We start from the raw sequence: 16708 nt of genomic DNA on the forward strand, positions 1-16708 counted from the left end.
CAGGGAGCAGGCTGGCACCTGCCTCAAACGGCGTGTATTTGACGTGAACGCCAGAAGTCGGTGATCCTCGCGCGTTGCTCCAACTGCACATCGGACGTGCTCGTCATCCACCGAACCAGGAAATCCGCATGAGCGTAAACGCCACTGCGAACACCCCAGAGCCGGCGCTGCCGGACTTCAAGACCACGCTGGGCCACCCGCGCCCGTTGTGGATGCTGTTCATGACCGAGTTCTGGGAGCGCTTTGCGTTCTACGGCATCCGCTGGGCCTTGGTGCTGTACATCGTCGCCCAGTTCTACAACGGCAGCGCTGCCGGTGAAGGCGACGCCAGCCGCATCTACGGCGCCTACCTGGCCCTGGTGTATGCCGCAGCGATCTTCGGTGGCTACGTGGCCGACCGGGTACTGGGTTACCAGCGATCGATCCTGACCGGCGCGATCATCATGGCCGCCGGCCTGTTCATGATCTCGCTGCCGCAGGAGCACATCTTCAAGCTCGGCCTGGCCACGATCATCGTCGGCAACGGCCTGTTCAAGCCCAACATCTCGACCATGGTCGGCAAGCTGTACGGCCTGAAGGATGAGCGCCGCGACTCGGGCTTCACCATCTTCTACATGGGCATCAACATCGGCGCGATGATCGCCCCGGTGCTGACCGAGTACCTGGCCCGCAAGGTCTTCGGTACCGACGCGATGCCGTCCTACAAGGTCGTGTTCATCGCCTCGGGCGTGGGCATGCTGATCTCGCTGGTGTGGTTCTACATCGGTCGCGCCGGCCTGAAGGGCATCGGTGCACCGCCGGCCGGCGCTGAAGGCTTCGGCCGCATCATCATGGTGCTGGCCGGTGCCGTGGTCGCCATCCCGGTCGCCTACTTCCTGCTGGCCACCGGCGCCACCGCACTGGCCTGGATCCTGGGCGCGATGTTCACCGCGCTGGCCATCCTGCTGCTGGTCGAGGGCATCCGCGAAGGCAAGGTGCAGCGCGACCGCGTGATCGCGATGCTGATCATCTTCGCCTTCAATGTGATGTTCTGGATGTTCTTCGAACAGGCCGGCAGCTCGTTCACCTTCCTGGCCGAGAACATCGTCAACCGCCAGTTCGGTGACTGGACGTTCCCGACCGCGTGGTTCCAGTCGGTCAACTCGGTGGCCATCATCACCCTGGCGCCGATCATCGCCTGGATCTGGGTGGCCATGGGCCGCGCCAACCCGTCCATTCCGCGCAAGTTCGGCCTGGGCCTGCTGTTCAACGGCGCCGCCTTCGCGCTGCTGATGTTCGCCCTGTCGCAGATGGTCGTGGACGGCAAGATCCCGTTCTGGACCCTGTTCATGGTCTACGTCATCCAGTCGGTGGGTGAGCTGTGCCTGTCGCCGATCGGCCTGTCGATGGTGACCAAGCTGGCCCCGGTGCGCCTGGTCGGCTTCGGCATGGGTGGCTGGTTCCTGTCCACCGGCATCGGCAACAACCTGTCGGGCATCTTCGCTGGCGTGGTCAGTGGTGAAGGCGGCATGACGGTCGAGTCGGCCCTGAAGGGGTATACCTTCGGGTTCTGGGCCCTGATCGGCTCCGGCGTGGTGCTGTTCCTGGTCGCCCCGCTGATCAACAAGCTGATGCACGGTGTCAAATGATGATGAGAGGGTAGTAGGCATGCGCAGCAAGCTCGGTGGTGCAGTGGTGGTGGTCTGTGTGGCGCTGATCGGCGCCTGTTCCCAACCGCAACCGCCTGCAGCCGCCGAGCCTACGCAGCCTCTGGATACCCGACCCACCGAGCCACCGGTCGCTGACCCCAGCGAACCGGTGGCCTCGGGCAACACCCCGGTGGCGGCGGACATCGCCGCCATCGCAGGGCTCGGCGCGCAGTTCGATCCGGCCCGCAACCCCGCCGACGATCTGGCCACCGCCAAGGTGGAAGCCCAGCGCGGCAAGAAGCGCATCCTGCTCGAGGTCGGCAACGCCGCCTGTGAGCGCTGCCGGGCGCTGGACGAGGTGGTGGAAGGCAACGGCGACCTGCGCCGCTTCCGCGATGCCCACTACGTGTGGGTGAAGGTCAACGCCAGCGACGAACAGCCCAACACCGCTTTCTTCGCCCAGTTCCCGATGATGGAACGCGACTACCCGTACCTGCTGGTACTCGATGCCGATGGCGGACTGCTGGTGTCGCAGGCGACCGGCGAGCTGCGCAAGGGCGAAGCCTTCCAGCCCGCGCGCGTGACCGCGTTCCTCAAGCAGTGGGCACCTGACAAACCGGAATAGGGTAGTGCCGGCCGCTGGCCGGCCGCTTCGGTGGATGCCGACGGCTGACCGCCACCCCCGGTGGGTGCCGACCGTTGGTCGGCACTGAGGCACATCCACGCATGAAGTGGGTCGATTGCGCGCGCCGTCACACTCTCTGAATCGGCGTCTCAACTTCACCGCACGTACGCCGTTACCGGCAAGGACCTCAGTCGACATCCCGTCGATGCAACCTTCCGGAACGCCCATGCACAGCGACCACGCCGAACGACTGCCCGAACCTGCCAGCGACCTGGCCGAGGCTGGGGCAGGCGAGGGCGTGACCCTGCCGCCGCAGGAGGCGTTGCTGGATGACGCCGGTACCGGCGAGGACACCGTTGAACTGGCACCGCCGCGTCACCGCCTGCCGCAGATCGCGCTGCCCGACAACGTGGTGCTGAAGGGGGCGGTGCAGAAACTGGTCGAGCAGAAATCACGGCTCGATGCATTGGCCGCCGACGGCCAGCTGGCCGGGCTGCTGCCGCCGGAATGGCAGGGCCATGGCGTGCGTGCGATCGAACTGTCCACGTTCATCCAGGGCGTGCTGCCGTTCCTGCAGCCGGGCGAACGTGGTGAAACCGCGTCGGCGCGCCTGCCGGTGCGCCACGTGCTGGGTGACGACAGCCGCTGGGGCCTGGAGGACGTCTCTGAACCAAAGTCGCTGGCCTGGTACCTGGCCAGCGACGAGCGCGCCACCGCCGGCAGCAAGGACGTGGCCGAGGCCTATCTGGTGGGTGCACTCGGTCTGGCGTGGATGCAGGAAGGGCGCAGCCGTCCTGGCTTCCTGCGCGCGATGGGCCAGGACAGCCTGGCCGCGCGGGTGACCATGCTCGGCTATCCACCGGCCAACGAACTGGCGCTGTACAGTGTCACCGCGCACGGCCAGCCGCAGATCTGGTGCGTGCATGGCCGCCGCCGCATGCGCCCGCTGGTGGCGCCGTGGCTGAGCGTGCCGCTGCTGACCGCCTACGGCGTGCCGGCACCGGTCGCGTGGCCGTCCAGTTTCCCGCCGGTGGAGGCGGTGGCCGAACTGCTGGCGACTGCACGGCAGGGGCGTGCGGTGCCGGAGGTGGACCTGGGCAAGGTCGTGGCGAAAATCGCCGAAGACACCGCATCCGACGCCTGGCAGCCGGTCAGCCTGCTGCAACTCAACACCTGGTCACCGCGTTGGCACTTCTTCCTGGGCACCTTCGTCGGCCTGCCGTCGCTGCTGCTGGTGGCTGCCGCGCTGGCGCTGCCGGGCGCGGTTGAAGCAGCCACGGTTGCCGCATCGCTGGGCTTCGCCGGCGGTGCCATCGCTGCGCTGGCGGTGCCGTGGATCCATGCGCGGCGCAAGCATCTGAGCTGAAAAAAGGGGACGGAGGGGATTAAGTCGTATCACGCACATATGTGCCGATTGCGGCTTAATCCCCTCCGTCCCCTTTTTTCTTTCAGACCCCTTCGCCCATCCGCTCCAGGCCTTCGCCGGCCAGGCGGAGGATCAGTTTTTCCAGCACCTGCTCTTCCTCTTCGCTCAGCACCGACATCAGTTTGCGGGTGATCTCGATCACCATCGGCGCGATGGTCTCGTAGACCTCGAAGCCGGCCGCCGACAGCGCCAGCACCGAGCGGCGGCGGTCGTCGCCGTGGGTCTCGCGCTTGATGAAGCCGCGCTCCAGCAGGCGGGCCACGGCGCGGCTGACCGCCACCTTGTCCATTGCCGTGCGGTCGGAGACCTCGCTGGCCGAGGAGCCCGGGTACAGCGCCAGGATGGTGATCACCCGCCACTCGGGGATCGCCAGACCGTAACGATCGCCGTATAGCTTGGCGATGTTGCCGCTGACCCGGTTGGACAGCACGCTCAGCCGGTACGGCAGGAACTGTTCCAGGTCGAGCAGGACGTGCGAGGAACGCAGGCGGGTCGAAACGGGATCGGCGGGGCTCATGTTGCGGTGCACCTTGCTGGTGGTTTCAAGTGTAACTATAAGGGGTAGGTCCAGACCCTGCATTCTCGCCGGGTCCCTACCTGCCCGCACCTGGTTTGTACCGATGCGGTACCGATTCGGAGCCACGCCATGAATACCGCAGTCCCGACCGCCTCGCACCCCAACCCCGGCATGCAGGTCACCACCTTCGAGAACCCGATGGGCATCGACGGCTTCGAGTTCGTCGAATTCGCCGCCCCGGCCGGCCGTGGCCAGGAGCTGCACGAGTACTTCCGGAAGATGGGCTTCAGCGCGGTGCTCAAGCACAAGCAGCGTCCGATTACCGTCTATCGCCAGGGCGACGTCAACTTCCTGGTCAATGAAGACCCGGATTCGTTCGCCTCGGACTTCGCCGAAAAGCACGGCCCGTGCGCCTGCGGCTTCGCCATCCGCTTCAAGAAGCCGGGCCAGGAGGTCTACCAGACCGCGCTGGGCAACGGCGCCGAAGCCATCGCCTTCAAGCCGGACAGCAAGGCGGTCAGCGCGCCGGTCATCAAGGGCATCGGCGACTGCATGCTGTACCTGGTCGATCGCTATGGCAGCGCCGGCAGCATCTTCGATGGCGATTACGAGCCGATTGCCGGTGCCGACCTGCACCCGGTGGGCTTCGGCCTGACCTTCATCGACCACCTGACCCACAACCTGTACTTCGGCAACATGCAGCAGTGGTCGGACTACTACGAGCGCCTGTTCAACTTCCGCGAGATCCGCTACTTCGACATCAAGGGCCTGAAGACCGGCCTGGTGTCCAAGGCGATGACCGCGCCGGACGGCATCGTGCGCATTCCGCTGAATGAATCGTCCGACCCGAAGAGCCAGATCAACGAGTACCTGGACGCGTACAAGGGCGAGGGCATCCAGCACATCGCCTGCTTCACCGAGAACATCTACGAGACCGTCGAAGCGATGCGCGCGCAGGGCGTGGATTTCCTCGACACGCCGGAGACCTACTTCGACGTGATCGACCAGCGCGTGCCGAACCACGGTGAAGACGTGGCGCGCCTGGCCAAGAACAAGATCCTGATCGATGCCGATCCGGAAACCCACCAGCGCAAGCTGCTGCAGATCTTCACCCAGAACTGCATCGGCCCGATCTTCTTCGAGATCATCCAGCGCAAGGGCAACGAAGGCTTCGGCGAAGGCAACTTCACTGCGCTGTTCGAAAGCATCGAGCGCGACCAGATCCGCCGCGGCGTGCTGTAAGGTCTGCAGGCAATGTCGGCCTCCCGCCGACATTGCCTGTCCGAATGGTAGTGCCGGCCGCTGGCCGGCAATCTCTGGAGTTTCCATGTCCACCGCCATCTCCGCCCGCGGCTACCAGTCCGGTTTCGGCAACGAATTCGCCACCGAGGCCGTCGCCGGCGCGCTGCCGGTCGGGCAGAACTCGCCACAGAAGGTGGCCCACGGCCTGTACGCCGAACAGCTGACCGGCACCGCCTTCACCGCGCCGCGCGGCAGCAACCGCCGCAGTTGGCTGTACCGGATCCGCCCGGCGGTGACCCATGGCGAGTTCACCCCGTTCGCGCAGTCGCGGTTGCAGTGTGATTTCGGCGCACAGCCGGCCTCGCCGAACCAGCTGCGCTGGAGCCCGCTGCCGCTGCCGGAATTGCCGACCGACTTTGTCGAAGGCCTGTACACGATGGGTGGCAACGGCTCGCCCGACGCGCATGCCGGCGTGGGCATCCACCTCTATGCCGCCAACCGCGACATGGTCGGCCGCTACTTCTACGATGCCGATGGTGAACTGCTGATCGTGCCGCAGCTGGGCGCGCTGCGCCTGCTGACCGAGCTGGGCGTGATCGAGATCGAGCCGCAGCAGATCGCGGTGATTCCGCGTGGCGTGCGCTTCCGCGTCGAACTGCCCGATGGCCCGAGCCGTGGCTACATCTGCGAGAACTACGGCGCGCTGCTGAAACTGCCGGACCTCGGTCCGATCGGGTCCAACGGCCTGGCCAACCCGCGCGACTTCGAAACCCCGCACGCGGCGTTCGAGGATGTCGACGGTGATTTCGAACTGATCGCCAAGTTCGAGGGCCGCCTGTGGCGTGCGCCGATCGACCATTCGCCGCTGGACGTGGTGGCCTGGCATGGCAATTACGCGCCGTACCGCTACGACCTGCGCCGCTTCAACACCATCGGTTCGATCAGCTACGACCACCCGGATCCGTCGATCTTCCTGGTGCTGCATTCGCCCAGCGACACGCCTGGCACCAGCAACATGGACTTCGCGATCTTCCCGCCACGCTGGCTGGTGGCGCAGAACACGTTCCGTCCGCCGTGGTTCCATCGCAACATCGCCAGCGAGTTCATGGGCCTGGTGCATGGCGCCTACGATGCCAAGGCCGAAGGCTTCGTGCCGGGTGGCGCATCGCTGCACAACTGCATGAGCGGCCACGGCCCGGACGCGCCGACCTTCGACAAGGCCTCCAATGCGGACCTGTCCAAGGCCGATGTGATCAAGGACACGATGGCTTTCATGTTCGAGACCCGCGCGGTGATCCGCCCGACCGCACAGGCGCTGGCCGCCGGCCATCGCCAGGGCGATTACCAGCAGTGCTGGAACGGCCTGCGCAACAACTTCCGCTGATCCGGAAAAGGGGACGGAGGGGATTAAGTCGCAAACAGCACACCTGTGTTCGAAACGACTTAATCCCCTCCGTCCCCTTTTTCTTCAGGCGGCCTCGACGAACGCGTCGCAGTGCTCCAGCGGCAGCGCTTCCAACAGGCGCTGGCGTACGCGCTGGCAATAGCCGTCCGAGGTCAGCCCGGGCAGCATCTGCATCGCCGACTGCAGCCGCTGCAGCACCTCGTCTTCCGCACGCGCCTGCTGCAGGTCGCGGAACAGTGCTGCCGCCTGCGGGTGGCGCTGCATCTCCAGGATGCCCAACACATAGATGCGCGCGGCCACCAGCGAGCGGCGGCGTTCGACCGCGGATGCAGCAAGCGCTGCAGGTGCGCCTGCCGGTGGTGTGGGCACCGGCGCTACAGCGGTTGCGGGCGACGGTGCTGGGACGCCAGTGCTCAGGTACCCCGCCTGCACAAGCTGGATGACCATCGCAGGTGCGTCCTGGCCGAGCAGGCCGGTCAGGTCGGCAATGGTGCGCTGGCCGTCGCACAGGATCAGCAGCCGTCGCTGGCGCATGTCCAGCGGCGCGCGGTGGGCCTGCAGCGCGGTTCGGGCGAGATCGGTCTTGCGCGGTTGCATGGAAGGGACGGCCAGATCGGTGCTCGCCGAGCCTGAACGAAGGCGATGAAACCGCGATGACAATGCAGCGCCTGCACACAGGATGGGCTAGCGTGCAGCCACCTTCGTGCCAGGGAACCGCACCGATGAAGCACCTTCCGCTTGCTGGTCTGTTGCTCCTTTCGCTCACCGCCTGCGGCGGCCAGGACAAACAGGGGGTGGCCGGCAGCGGCAGCGATACCCCGGCCGAAACCGCCTCGGCGACCGGGCCCGCGCAGTCGACGGATCCTGATCTGGCAGCCCGTCCAGCCAATGACCGCCGCGAGGACAGTCCCGCGCACCTGGAGGGCTTCGCCGGCGCGAAGCTGGGTGCCGGCATCGCTGAGGTCCGCAGTGGCTTCGGCGCGCCGTTGCAGGGGCTGGGCACCGATGCCAGTGGCAAACCGCTGCCGGCCGACGACAGCAACGATGGCTGCTATTTCCTGCGACCGCAGAATGCCGAAGACCCCCGCCTGATGATCGAAGGCCGCAAGCTGGTGCGCTACGACGTGCGCAGCGCAGCCATCACCGCACCAGGTGGCGGCAAGGTCGGCATGACCCTGGGTGAGCTGCAGGTGCTTTACCCCGAGCGCGCTGACGTCGGCCCCGACAAGTACGACGAGAAGGCCCAGCACCTGCGCGTGCGTCCGGCGCAGGAGGGTGGGGCGGTGATCGATTTCGCACTCGGTGCGGACGGCCGGGTCGGTGCGTGGAGGGTCGGGCAGACCCCGCAGGTCGATTATGTGGAAGGCTGTGGCTGATCCTTGATCCACGGCCCAGCCATGCGCGCGGGGCCAGCGTAGAATCGCGCCACGACCGCAGGGGGAGTGCTCGATGATCGCCATTGCCATTGCCTGGTTCCTGCTCGGCCTGCTGCTGCTGGCGCTGGGCGGGGACTCCATCGTCAAGGCCGTGTCCGGCTTGGCGCAACGCTTCGGGGCCAGTCCGTTCACGGCTGGTCTGTTGCTGCTCGGCGTGACCACTTCGCTGCCGGAACTGGCGGTCAACGCGCGCGCGCTGGCGGTCGGTCAGCCGGAGCTGGCGCTGGGCAACGCGGTGGGCAGCAGCATCGTCAACCTGGGCCTGACCCTGGCCGTGGCGGCCATGGCTGCGCCACTGCTGCTGCGCGCGCGCCTGCAGACGGTGCTGTGGTGGTCGCTGCTGGCGGCCGGCGTGCTGCTGATCCTGTTCGGTCTTGATGGTGGCCTGGCACGCTGGGAGGGCGGCGTGCTGCTGGCCGGCTTCATCGTGGTGCAGGTGCTGCTGCTGCGCCGTGGTCGCAGCGAGAGTGCGGAGGTGCAGGCAGCCATCGCCGAGTCCGCACTGAGCCGAACCAGCCTGCCGTTGAATGTACTGCGGGTGCTGATCGCCGCGCTGGCCCTGTACTGGGGCGCACGCCTGGTGGTGGGGGGCGCAGCGGACTTCGGTACTGCACTGGGTTGGACACCGCTACTGGTCGGTCTGTTGCCGGTCGCGATCGGTACCGCGCTGCCGGAGGTGGCAACCGCGATTGCTGCCGCACGCCGTGGTCATGGCGACATGGTGCTGGGCCACGTGCTGGGTTCCAGCGTGGTCAACCTGTTGCTGGTGATTGGTGCGATGGCCGTACTGCAGCCGCTGGCGCTGCCGGCCTCGTTCGTGCGCCTGGAATTGCCGGCGCTGCTGGCCTTCGCACTGGTGCTGTACCCCATGCTGCGCGGCGACCTGAAGATCAGCCGCGGCGAAGGCGCGATCCTGCTGGTCGCGTTCGCGGGCTGGTTCGTGCTGGAGCTGCTGCTGGTGGGCGCACCGGCGTTGTAGATCCACGCTCTGCGTGGATGCGGTTAGTTCCGTGCCGACCAAGGTCGGCACCCACCGGTCCACCCACCGATGATGCGGTAGCTGCCAACCTTGGTTGGCACTCGGGGAAACAGAGCGCCGACCAAGGTCGGCCTCTACCGGGCATTGCAGTCGGTAGATCCACGCCATGCGTGGATGTGGTTGGTTCCGTGCTGACCAACGGTCGGCACCCACCGGTCCACCCACCGATGATGCGGTAGCTGCCAACCTTGGTTGGCACTCAGGGAAACAAAGCGCCGACCAAGGTCGGCCTCTACCGGGCATTGCAGTCGGTAGATCCACGCCACGCGTGGATGCGGTTGGCTCCGTGCCGACCAACGGTCGGCACCCACCGGTCCACCCACCGATGATCCGGTAGCTGCCAACCTTGGTTGGCACTCAGGGAAACAAAGCGCCGACCAAGGTCGGCCTCTACCGGGCATTGCAGTCGGTAGATCCACGCCATGCGTGGATGTGGTTGGTTCCGTGCCGACCAACGGTCGGCACCCACCACCGATCACCCGGTGGGTGCCAACCTTGGTTGGCACTCAGGGAAACAAAGCGCCGACCAAGGTCGGCCTCTACCGGATTCACCGGTTCTGCGTGGTTTCTTCTTCCCGCACCGGTTCCGGCGGCGGCAGCTGCTCTTCAGCAGCCGGCTCGTTGCCGGGCAGGCTGGGGCGGGTTTCCATCAGCAGCGACAGCGCGGCCTTGGCCATCATGTGCGCGCTGATCGGTGCGGTGATGAACAGGAACACGGTGATCAGCAGCTCGCGCGGCTGCGGGTCCTGGCCGAGAAAGATGTGGTAGCACACCGAGCACACCAGCACGCAGCCCACGCCCAGCGTGCTGGCCTTGGTCGGTGCGTGCAGCCGCTTGAAGAACGTGGACAGCTTCACCAGGCCCAATGCACCGACCAGGATGAAGAAGCAGCCGAACAGCAGCAGGATCGACAGGCCGATCTGGATCGCGGTGATCATTCGACGATGTCCCGGCGCAGCACGAACTTGCTCAGCACCACGGTGCTGCCGAAGCCGAGCATGGCGATGATCAGCGCCGCCTCGAAGTAGATCGGCGAGTTGAGGTACATGCCGAACAGCATCAGCTCGGCGATCGCGGTCACCGACAGCGTGTCCAGCGCGAGGATGCGGTCGGGCACGGTCGGCCCGCGCAGCAGGCGCCAGGTGGCCAGCAGCATGGCCAGGCCGACCACGTGCATGCACACCACCAGGGTGGTCTGGATGACTTCAAAACCGGTCATGGGAAGATCTCCATCAACGGCGCCTCGTAACGGCGCTTGATCGTATCGATCAGGTCCTGCGGGTCCTCCAGGTGCAGCACGTGCACCAGCAGGAACTTGCGGTCGTCACTGAGCGCGGCCGAGACCGTGCCCGGGGTCAGCGTGATCATGCTGGTCAGCGCGGCGATGCCGTGGATGTTGGCGATGTCCAGCGGCAGCCAGATGAAGCCCGGATGGATGTTCTTCTCCGGGCCCAGCACCTGCACGGCGACGCGGATGTTGGACATCAGGATGTCCCACAGGGTCACGCACAGCAGCTTGGGCAGCGGGCGCAGGGTACCGATGCGGGCGAACTCGCGGTCCAGGCGCGCGGCGAACAGCGGCACCACCACGCCCAGCACCAGCCCCAGCACGAACTGGCCGAGGGTGAAGCTGTCGGACATCAGCAGCCAGAACGCCACCACCATGATGCTGAGCATCGGCGAGGGAATGATGCGGCGGAACAGGGAACGCTGGGCGGTCATGGCTGGCGGATCTCCGGCGTGGTCGCGCGCAACTGCTGCACGTACTCGCTGGGGTGCAGCAGCTGTGCGGCGGTGGCGTCGGTGTAGCGCATCAGTGGCGCGGCGGCCAGGGTCATGCCGATGCCGTAGGCCAGCAGGATGCAGGCCGCGTACAGCTCGACCCGGCGCAGGCGTGCCTTGCGCGGCTTCGGTGCATCGGCCTCGACCGGCGGCACGCGCCAGAACAGGCGGATGCCGCCGCGGGTCAGGCCCATGATCACCAGCAGGCTGCTGACCAGCACCGCGGTCCAGACCGGGCCGGTGTACTGCGCCGGCATGCCGGCCAGCAGGGCGGCCTTGGCCAGGAAGCCGGAGAGCGGCGGCAGGCCGGCCACCGATACCGCGCCGATCAGGAACAGCACCGCCGGCGTTTCCTTGCCCGGCATCGGCGCGACCACTTCCTTGCGGTCGCTGGCGCCACCGCGGCGGCGGCGGATCAGGTCGGCAATCAGGAACAGTGCGGCGGCGACGAAGCTGCTGTGTGGCAGGTAGTACAGGCCGGCGGACAGCACCTGCGGCGTGCCTACCGAGAAGGCGATGAACAGCGTGGCTGCCGAGACGATCACCAGATACGAGATCAGCACGCGCAGGCGCGTCGCGGCCAGCGCACCGAGGCCACCCAGCACCAGCGTTGCCACGCCGGCCCACAGCAGCCAGTCGCGGCCGTAGCCGGCCATCGCGCCCGCGTCGTCGCCGAACCACAGCATCTGGATGCGCAGCACCGAGTACAGGCCGACCTTGGTCATGATCGCGAACAGGGCGGCCACGGCGGCCGGTGCGCGCGAATAGGCTTCCGGCAGCCACAGGTACAGCGGCATCAGTGCAGCCTTGGCGCAGAACACCAGCAGCAACAGGCCCATCGTGGCCTTTACCAGCGTCAGTTGCGCCGGTGGCACCTCGGCGATGCGCTGCGACAGCTCGGCCATGTTCAATGAACCCAGCGAGGCGTACAGCAGGCCCAGTGCGATCAGGAACAGGGTCGAGGCGGTGACGTTGAACACCACGTAGTGCAGGCCGATGCGCATGCGCAGGCCACGGCCACCGCTGAGCAGCAGGCCGTAGGAGGCGATCAGCATCACCTCGAAGAACACGAACAGGTTGAAGATGTCGCCGGTCAGGAATGCGCCATTCAGGCCGACCAGCTGGAACTGGAACAGTGCATGGAAGTGCGGCGCGCGGCGGTCCCAGCCCGAGCAGGCATGCAGCAAGCAGGGAATGGCCAGCAGCAGGGTGGTCAGCAGCATCCACGCCGACAGCCGGTCGGCCACCAGCGCGATGCCCAGGCGCGACGGCCAGTCGCCGAGCAGGTAGACGTTGATGTCACCGCTGGCGGTGGTGGCGAACAGCAGGCCCACCGCCAGCGCCAGCGCCGACAGCGAGGTCCACGCTACCGCGCGCTGCACCTTGGGGCCATAGCGGCGGTGTTCGACGAACAGCGACAGCGCGGCGCCGAGCAGGGGAATCAGGATCGGCAGGATCACCAGGTGGTTCATGCGCGGTCCTCGCCCTGGCGCGGCAGCACGCTCTCATCCTGCAGGTCGTCGTCGGGCTCGTGGGCGTCCACATGGTCGCTGTGGTTGTCGCTGCGGCTGCGCATGGCCAGCACGATGCTGACCGCGGTCATCGCGAAGGCGATCACGATCGCGGTCAGCACCAGCGCCTGCGGCAGCGGGTCGGTGTAGTTGCCCAGGTGACTGTCCACGCCTTCCTGCAGCACCGGTGCCTTGCCCAGCACCACGCGGCCACCGGCGAAGATCAGCAGGTTGGTGGCGTAGGACAGGAAGGTCATGCCGAGGATCACATCGAAGCTGCGCGCACGCAGCAGCAGGTAGATGCCGATGGCGGTCAGTACGCCGATCGCGGTAGCCAGGGCCAGTTCCATCAGTGCATCTCCCCGGTGCGTGCCGAACGGCGTTGCAGGTCGATCTCACCCTTGCGGGCAGTGCGGGTACGCGACGGCTTGATCGTGCCCATCATCGACAGCATCAGCATGGCGCCACCGAACACCACCAGATAGACGCCGATGTCGAAGCCGATCGCACTCGCCAGCGGCACGTCGCCGATCAGCGGCAGGTGCAGGTCGAGGTGGCCGCTGGTCAGGAACGGCACGCCGAACAGCATCGACGCGCTGCCGCTGAGCAGGGCGATCAACAGGCCCATGCCGATGCAGCGGATGTAGTCGAAGCCGAAGCGCGACTCCACCGACGCGGTGCCCTGGATCACGTACTGGATCAGCAGCGGCACCGCCAGCACCAGGCCGGCGATGAAGCCACCGCCCGGCGCGTTGTGGCCGCGCAGGAACAGGAAGATCGATACGGTAAGCGTCAGCGGGAACATGATCTGCGCCAGGTCGGCCGGCACCGGCAGCTTGATCGGCGGGCCGGGCATGATCTGCTCCGGCGCCATCCGCGTGCGACGCAGCAGCGCATGCACCACCAGTGCGGCGATGCCGAACACGGTGATCTCGCCGAAGGTATCGAAGCCGCGGAAGTCGACCAGGATCACGTTGACCACATTCTGGCCGTAGGCCTCGGGCAGGGCACGGGCGAGCAGCTCGCCGGCCATGGTGTTCGGGGGGAGCGTCATCGCCGAATAGGCCAGCGCACCCAGGCCGGCGCCGGCGATGATCGCGATCACCGCATCGCGGCGCTTGCGCCAGCGCGGCCGCTCCGGCCCGGACTGCGCGGGCAGGTAGTTCATGCCCAGCAGCATCAGCACCAGGGTCACCATCTCCACCAGCAGCTGGGTCAGCGCCAGGTCCGGTGCGGACAGGAACACGAAGGTCAGCGCCACCATCAGGCCGACGCCGCCGACCAGCAGCACCGCCAGCAGGCGCTGCTTGTAGACACGGAGGGTGGCAACGGCGCAGGCCATCATCACCAGCCACAGCACCCAGCCCAGCAGCGGGATCGGCTGCGGCGCGGTCCAGTTCGGCGAGGCCGGGTTGGCCACGAACGGCGCGGCGGCGACCGCGATCGCCACCAGCACCAGGCCCAGCAGCATGCGCTGCAGGCTGCCATTGGCGATGCCGTTGGTCAGGCGCATGGCCAGCGCGGAAAGGGCATCCAGCTGCGCATGGAACACGTTGCGGCCGGTGGTGCGGGTTTCCACCCCGTGCAGGTTGATCAGCTTGCGCAGGCCAAAGTACAGCGCCACGCCACCGACCACGCCGATCGCGCTCATCGCCAGCGGCAGGTTGAAGCCGTGCCATACGGCCAGGCTGTACGCGGGCATGGCGTTGCCGAGGATCGAGGCCGCAGCGGCATGCAGCACTGGCGCCACGGTCAGTGCCGGGGCGATGCCCACCGCCACGCAGATCACCACCAGCAGTTCCACCGGCACCTTCATCCAGCGCGGCGGCTCATGCGGCACGCGGTCGAGGTCGTGCGGGCCGGGGCCGAAGAAGGTGTCGTGCACGAAGCGCAGGCTGTAGGCCACGCCGAACACACCGGCCAGCAGCGCCGCGATCGATACGGCCGTGCGCATCGCGCCCGGGCCGCCACCGGCGGTCAGCGCTTCGGCGAACAGCATTTCCTTGGACAGGAAGCCGTTGAGCAACGGGATGCCGGCCATCGCCAGCGAGGCGATGATCGCCAGCGCGCTGGTGAATGGCATCAGTTTGCGCAGGCCACCCAGCTTGCGCATGTCGCGGGTGCCGGTTTCGTGGTCGATGATGCCGGCGGCCATGAACAGCGAGGCCTTGAAGGTGGCGTGGTTGAGGATGTGGAACACGCCGGCCACCACCGCCATCGGCGTGGACAGCCCGAACAGCAGGGTGATCAGGCCCAGGTGCGAGATCGTCGAGTACGCCAGCAGGCCTTTCAGGTCGTGCTGGAAGATCGCATTCCAGGCGCCGATCAGCAGGGTCAGTGCGCCGATGCCGCTGACCGTATAGAAGAACAGGTCGCTGCCGGCCAGCGCCGGGTGCAGCCGCGCCAGCAGGAACACGCCGGCCTTCACCATGGTGGCCGAGTGCAGGTAGGCCGAGACCGGGGTCGGCGCCGCCATTGCGTGCGGCAGCCAGAAGTGGAACGGGAACTGCGCGCTCTTGGTGAAGATGCCGGCCAGCACCAGGAACAGGGCATACGGGTAAAGCGCGCTGGCGCGGATCTGCTCGCCGGCGGCCAGCACCACGTCCAGGTCGAAGCTGCCGACGATGCGGCCGATCAGCAGCACGCCACCGAGCAGGGCCAGGCCACCGCCGCCGGTGATCACCAGCGCCATGCGTGCGCCTTCGCGGGCGTCCTGGCGGTGCGACCAGAAGCCGATCAGCAGGAACGAGCTGATGCTGGTCATTTCCCAGAAGATCATCAGCAACAGCAGGTTGCCCGACAGCACCATGCCCAGCATGGCGCCCATGAACAGCAGCAGGTAGCAGTAGAAGCGGTGGGCGTTGTCCTGCTGGCTCAGGTAGTAGCGCGCATACAGCACCACCAGCGCGCCGATGCCGAGCACCAGCCCGGCGAACATCCAGGCCAGCCCGTCCAGGCGCAGGGTGAAGTCCAGACCGATCTGCGGCAGCCAGGGCACCAAGGTGCGGACCACCTGGCCATCGAGCACCGACGGGGTCAGCCAGCCGAGGATGGCCAGTCCGCCCAACGGCGCCAGCGCCGCCAGCCAGGCAGCAGTCGAGCGCGAACTACGGGGGAAGGCCGCAACAGCCGCTGCCATCAGGAACGGCAGGGCCAGCAGCAGGGGCAGGCTGGGGAGCATGCAGGGAATCCATGATTCACGAGCAGGTCAGGGAGGATAACAGGCTGCGAAATGTCGCCGAAACCCATCGAACAGCGATCAATTGCATGTAACGTCCGCTGATTCATTTTTTCTGCAGCGCAGCATCACGTTGCTGCGGTCCCTCCCCGGTTGCTCTCGGGGGACACCCTACGCCGACGCAGGGAGACCGCAGGCCCTGTCGCACAGGGGCTGCCGTCGACGGGCGGGCGATGGGGAACGGATCACCGGTGCAGGCTGGCAGGGCCGTCGTGGAGTGCGGGTGACGGAATCTGCCCGTTCAGGAAACGAGGGGCAGCGTCGGCCACGGGCAGGTCAGTAGCGCCAGTCGAGCTTGCGGTAGAACTTGGCCATCACCCAGGCCGGGCCGATCAGCAGGTAGGTCAGGTCGGTCAGGAAGCTGGGCTTGCGGCCCTCGAACTTGTGACCGATGAACTGCGCGATCCAGGCCACCACGAATACGCCCACCGCCAGCCAGAACAGGTTGTGCAGGCCGATCTCGGCCTCCAGCAGCCTGCACAGGCAGCCGAATACGAAGAACTGGATGAGCATGCCGATGCCCAGCGGGCGCGACAGCTTGTTGTAGAAGCACCAGGCGCTGAACATCGCGAACGCCGACCAGATGCCGTACTGGAACCAGGTGATCAGCGGCGGCAGGCACCACAGCAGGGCCACCACCGACCACAGGATCGCCGGCACCGCCACCACGTGGATGCGCTGGTTGATCAGATTGCGGTGGTCGTCGGAGTAGCTGGCGAAATAGCGGTCGATCGGCCGCGCAAGCTCGGTGGATGTCTGCATGCTGCGTTGCTTCCTCGGACAACGGTAGTGGGGGGGGGGGGGGGGGCGCCCCCTGGCCAGACCCGGTGGGCCGGGGGGCGGGGCGCCGCCGCGCCCC

The 16708-nt window shown here is 66.9% G+C and carries 16 protein-coding genes; 7 read left to right on the top strand and 9 right to left on the bottom strand.

Annotated features, from left to right (window positions below; genetic code table 11):
* Positions 1-128 precede the first annotated feature (128 nt).
* The 3 genes from V3B64_RS20380 (at position 129) to V3B64_RS20390 (ending at position 3619) form a co-directional block, all read left to right on the top strand.
* Positions 129-1628 carry an oligopeptide:H+ symporter gene (locus V3B64_RS20380; protein ID WP_014038761.1) on the top strand — a complete coding sequence of 500 codons (1500 nt, stop codon included), beginning with the start codon at positions 129-131 and terminating at the stop codon, positions 1626-1628.
* Positions 1629-1647: 19 nt separating this feature from the next.
* Entirely contained in the window at positions 1648-2253 is a 606-nt protein-coding gene (locus tag V3B64_RS20385) for a thioredoxin family protein (protein WP_125894233.1), read from the top strand.
* Between the two features lie 226 nt (positions 2254-2479).
* Positions 2480-3619, top strand: a complete 1140-nt coding sequence (locus V3B64_RS20390) for a hypothetical protein (protein ID WP_329914836.1) — start codon at positions 2480-2482, stop codon at positions 3617-3619.
* Positions 3620-3701: 82 nt separating this feature from the next.
* Here the strand turns inward: V3B64_RS20390 and V3B64_RS20395 are convergent, their stop codons facing one another.
* Positions 3702-4196 carry a MarR family winged helix-turn-helix transcriptional regulator gene (locus V3B64_RS20395; RefSeq protein ID WP_043034279.1) on the bottom strand — a complete coding sequence of 165 codons (495 nt, stop codon included), beginning with the start codon at positions 4194-4196 and terminating at the stop codon, positions 3702-3704.
* A 129-nt stretch (positions 4197-4325) separates the two neighbouring features.
* Between V3B64_RS20395 and hppD the strand changes: the two genes are divergently transcribed.
* A complete protein-coding gene (gene hppD / locus V3B64_RS20400; RefSeq protein ID WP_176433087.1) occupies positions 4326-5438 on the top strand; it encodes a 4-hydroxyphenylpyruvate dioxygenase in 1113 nt (370 codons plus the stop codon).
* An 85-nt stretch (positions 5439-5523) separates the two neighbouring features.
* A complete protein-coding gene (gene hmgA / locus V3B64_RS20405; RefSeq protein WP_329914837.1) occupies positions 5524-6822 on the top strand; it encodes a homogentisate 1,2-dioxygenase in 1299 nt (432 codons plus the stop codon).
* Positions 6823-6906: 84 nt separating this feature from the next.
* On the opposite strand, the gene V3B64_RS20410 is transcribed toward hmgA, so the two are convergent.
* Positions 6907-7440 carry a hypothetical protein gene (locus V3B64_RS20410; protein WP_329914838.1) on the bottom strand — a complete coding sequence of 178 codons (534 nt, stop codon included), beginning with the start codon at positions 7438-7440 and terminating at the stop codon, positions 6907-6909.
* 125 nt (positions 7441-7565) lie between these two features.
* Here V3B64_RS20410 and V3B64_RS20415 point away from each other — a divergent pair, with 125 nt between their 5' ends.
* On the top strand, positions 7566-8219 hold the full coding sequence (locus V3B64_RS20415; protein WP_329914839.1) for a hypothetical protein: 654 nt from the start codon (positions 7566-7568) through the stop codon (positions 8217-8219).
* Between the two features lie 73 nt (positions 8220-8292).
* Entirely contained in the window at positions 8293-9258 is a 966-nt protein-coding gene (locus V3B64_RS20420; RefSeq protein WP_329914841.1) for a sodium:calcium antiporter, read from the top strand.
* 608 nt (positions 9259-9866) lie between these two features.
* Here V3B64_RS20420 and V3B64_RS20425 read toward each other — a convergent pair.
* The 7 genes from V3B64_RS20425 to V3B64_RS20455 form a co-directional block, all read right to left on the bottom strand.
* The gene (locus tag V3B64_RS20425; RefSeq protein WP_049401677.1) at positions 9867-10256 is read right to left on the bottom strand and encodes a Na+/H+ antiporter subunit G; all 390 of its coding nucleotides are present in this window, start codon (positions 10254-10256) and stop codon (positions 9867-9869) included.
* Positions 10253-10537, bottom strand: a complete 285-nt coding sequence (locus tag V3B64_RS20430) for a K+/H+ antiporter subunit F (RefSeq protein WP_005411334.1) — start codon at positions 10535-10537, stop codon at positions 10253-10255. The genes V3B64_RS20425 and V3B64_RS20430 overlap by 4 nt, the downstream gene beginning before the upstream one ends.
* Complete coding sequence (locus V3B64_RS20435; protein WP_032127154.1) at positions 10534-11040, bottom strand: Na+/H+ antiporter subunit E; 507 nt, start codon at positions 11038-11040, stop codon at positions 10534-10536. The genes V3B64_RS20430 and V3B64_RS20435 overlap by 4 nt, the downstream gene beginning before the upstream one ends.
* Positions 11037-12572, bottom strand: coding sequence for a monovalent cation/H+ antiporter subunit D (locus V3B64_RS20440; RefSeq protein WP_329914842.1), 1536 nt, complete (start codon positions 12570-12572; stop codon positions 11037-11039). Before V3B64_RS20440 ends, V3B64_RS20435 begins: the two co-directional genes overlap by 4 nt.
* On the bottom strand, positions 12569-12961 hold the full coding sequence (locus V3B64_RS20445) for a Na+/H+ antiporter subunit C (RefSeq protein ID WP_180845044.1): 393 nt from the start codon (positions 12959-12961) through the stop codon (positions 12569-12571). The genes V3B64_RS20440 and V3B64_RS20445 overlap by 4 nt, the downstream gene beginning before the upstream one ends.
* A complete protein-coding gene (locus tag V3B64_RS20450) occupies positions 12961-15792 on the bottom strand; it encodes a monovalent cation/H+ antiporter subunit A (protein WP_329914844.1) in 2832 nt (943 codons plus the stop codon). The genes V3B64_RS20445 and V3B64_RS20450 overlap by 1 nt, the downstream gene beginning before the upstream one ends.
* 333 nt (positions 15793-16125) lie before the next feature.
* The gene (locus V3B64_RS20455) at positions 16126-16611 is read right to left on the bottom strand and encodes an Mpo1-like protein (protein WP_032127158.1); all 486 of its coding nucleotides are present in this window, start codon (positions 16609-16611) and stop codon (positions 16126-16128) included.
* Between the last annotated feature and the right edge of the window lie 97 nt (positions 16612-16708).

Source organism: Stenotrophomonas sp. SMYL86, assembly GCF_036320025.1.
GTDB lineage: Bacteria > Pseudomonadota > Gammaproteobacteria > Xanthomonadales > Xanthomonadaceae > Stenotrophomonas > Stenotrophomonas maltophilia_A.

Bases quoted from the DNA above. Each gene is read 5' to 3' on its own strand.
- V3B64_RS20380 (WP_014038761.1), top strand. From the start codon at position 129: ATGAGCGTAAACGCCACTGCGAACACCCCAGAGCCGGCGCTGCCGGAC.
- V3B64_RS20385 (WP_125894233.1), top strand. From the start codon at position 1,648: ATGCGCAGCAAGCTCGGTGGTGCAGTGGTGGTGGTCTGTGTGGCGCTG.
- V3B64_RS20390 (WP_329914836.1), top strand. From the start codon at position 2,480: ATGCACAGCGACCACGCCGAACGACTGCCCGAACCTGCCAGCGACCTG.
- V3B64_RS20395 (WP_043034279.1), bottom strand. From the start codon at position 4,196: ATGAGCCCCGCCGATCCCGTTTCGACCCGCCTGCGTTCCTCGCACGTC.
- hppD (WP_176433087.1), top strand. From the start codon at position 4,326: ATGAATACCGCAGTCCCGACCGCCTCGCACCCCAACCCCGGCATGCAG.
- hmgA (WP_329914837.1), top strand. From the start codon at position 5,524: ATGTCCACCGCCATCTCCGCCCGCGGCTACCAGTCCGGTTTCGGCAAC.
- V3B64_RS20410 (WP_329914838.1), bottom strand. From the start codon at position 7,440: ATGCAACCGCGCAAGACCGATCTCGCCCGAACCGCGCTGCAGGCCCAC.
- V3B64_RS20415 (WP_329914839.1), top strand. From the start codon at position 7,566: ATGAAGCACCTTCCGCTTGCTGGTCTGTTGCTCCTTTCGCTCACCGCC.
- V3B64_RS20420 (WP_329914841.1), top strand. From the start codon at position 8,293: ATGATCGCCATTGCCATTGCCTGGTTCCTGCTCGGCCTGCTGCTGCTG.
- V3B64_RS20425 (WP_049401677.1), bottom strand. From the start codon at position 10,256: ATGATCACCGCGATCCAGATCGGCCTGTCGATCCTGCTGCTGTTCGGC.
- V3B64_RS20430 (WP_005411334.1), bottom strand. From the start codon at position 10,537: ATGACCGGTTTTGAAGTCATCCAGACCACCCTGGTGGTGTGCATGCAC.
- V3B64_RS20435 (WP_032127154.1), bottom strand. From the start codon at position 11,040: ATGACCGCCCAGCGTTCCCTGTTCCGCCGCATCATTCCCTCGCCGATG.
- V3B64_RS20440 (WP_329914842.1), bottom strand. From the start codon at position 12,572: ATGAACCACCTGGTGATCCTGCCGATCCTGATTCCCCTGCTCGGCGCC.
- V3B64_RS20445 (WP_180845044.1), bottom strand. From the start codon at position 12,961: ATGGAACTGGCCCTGGCTACCGCGATCGGCGTACTGACCGCCATCGGC.
- V3B64_RS20450 (WP_329914844.1), bottom strand. From the start codon at position 15,792: ATGCTCCCCAGCCTGCCCCTGCTGCTGGCCCTGCCGTTCCTGATGGCA.
- V3B64_RS20455 (WP_032127158.1), bottom strand. From the start codon at position 16,611: ATGCAGACATCCACCGAGCTTGCGCGGCCGATCGACCGCTATTTCGCC.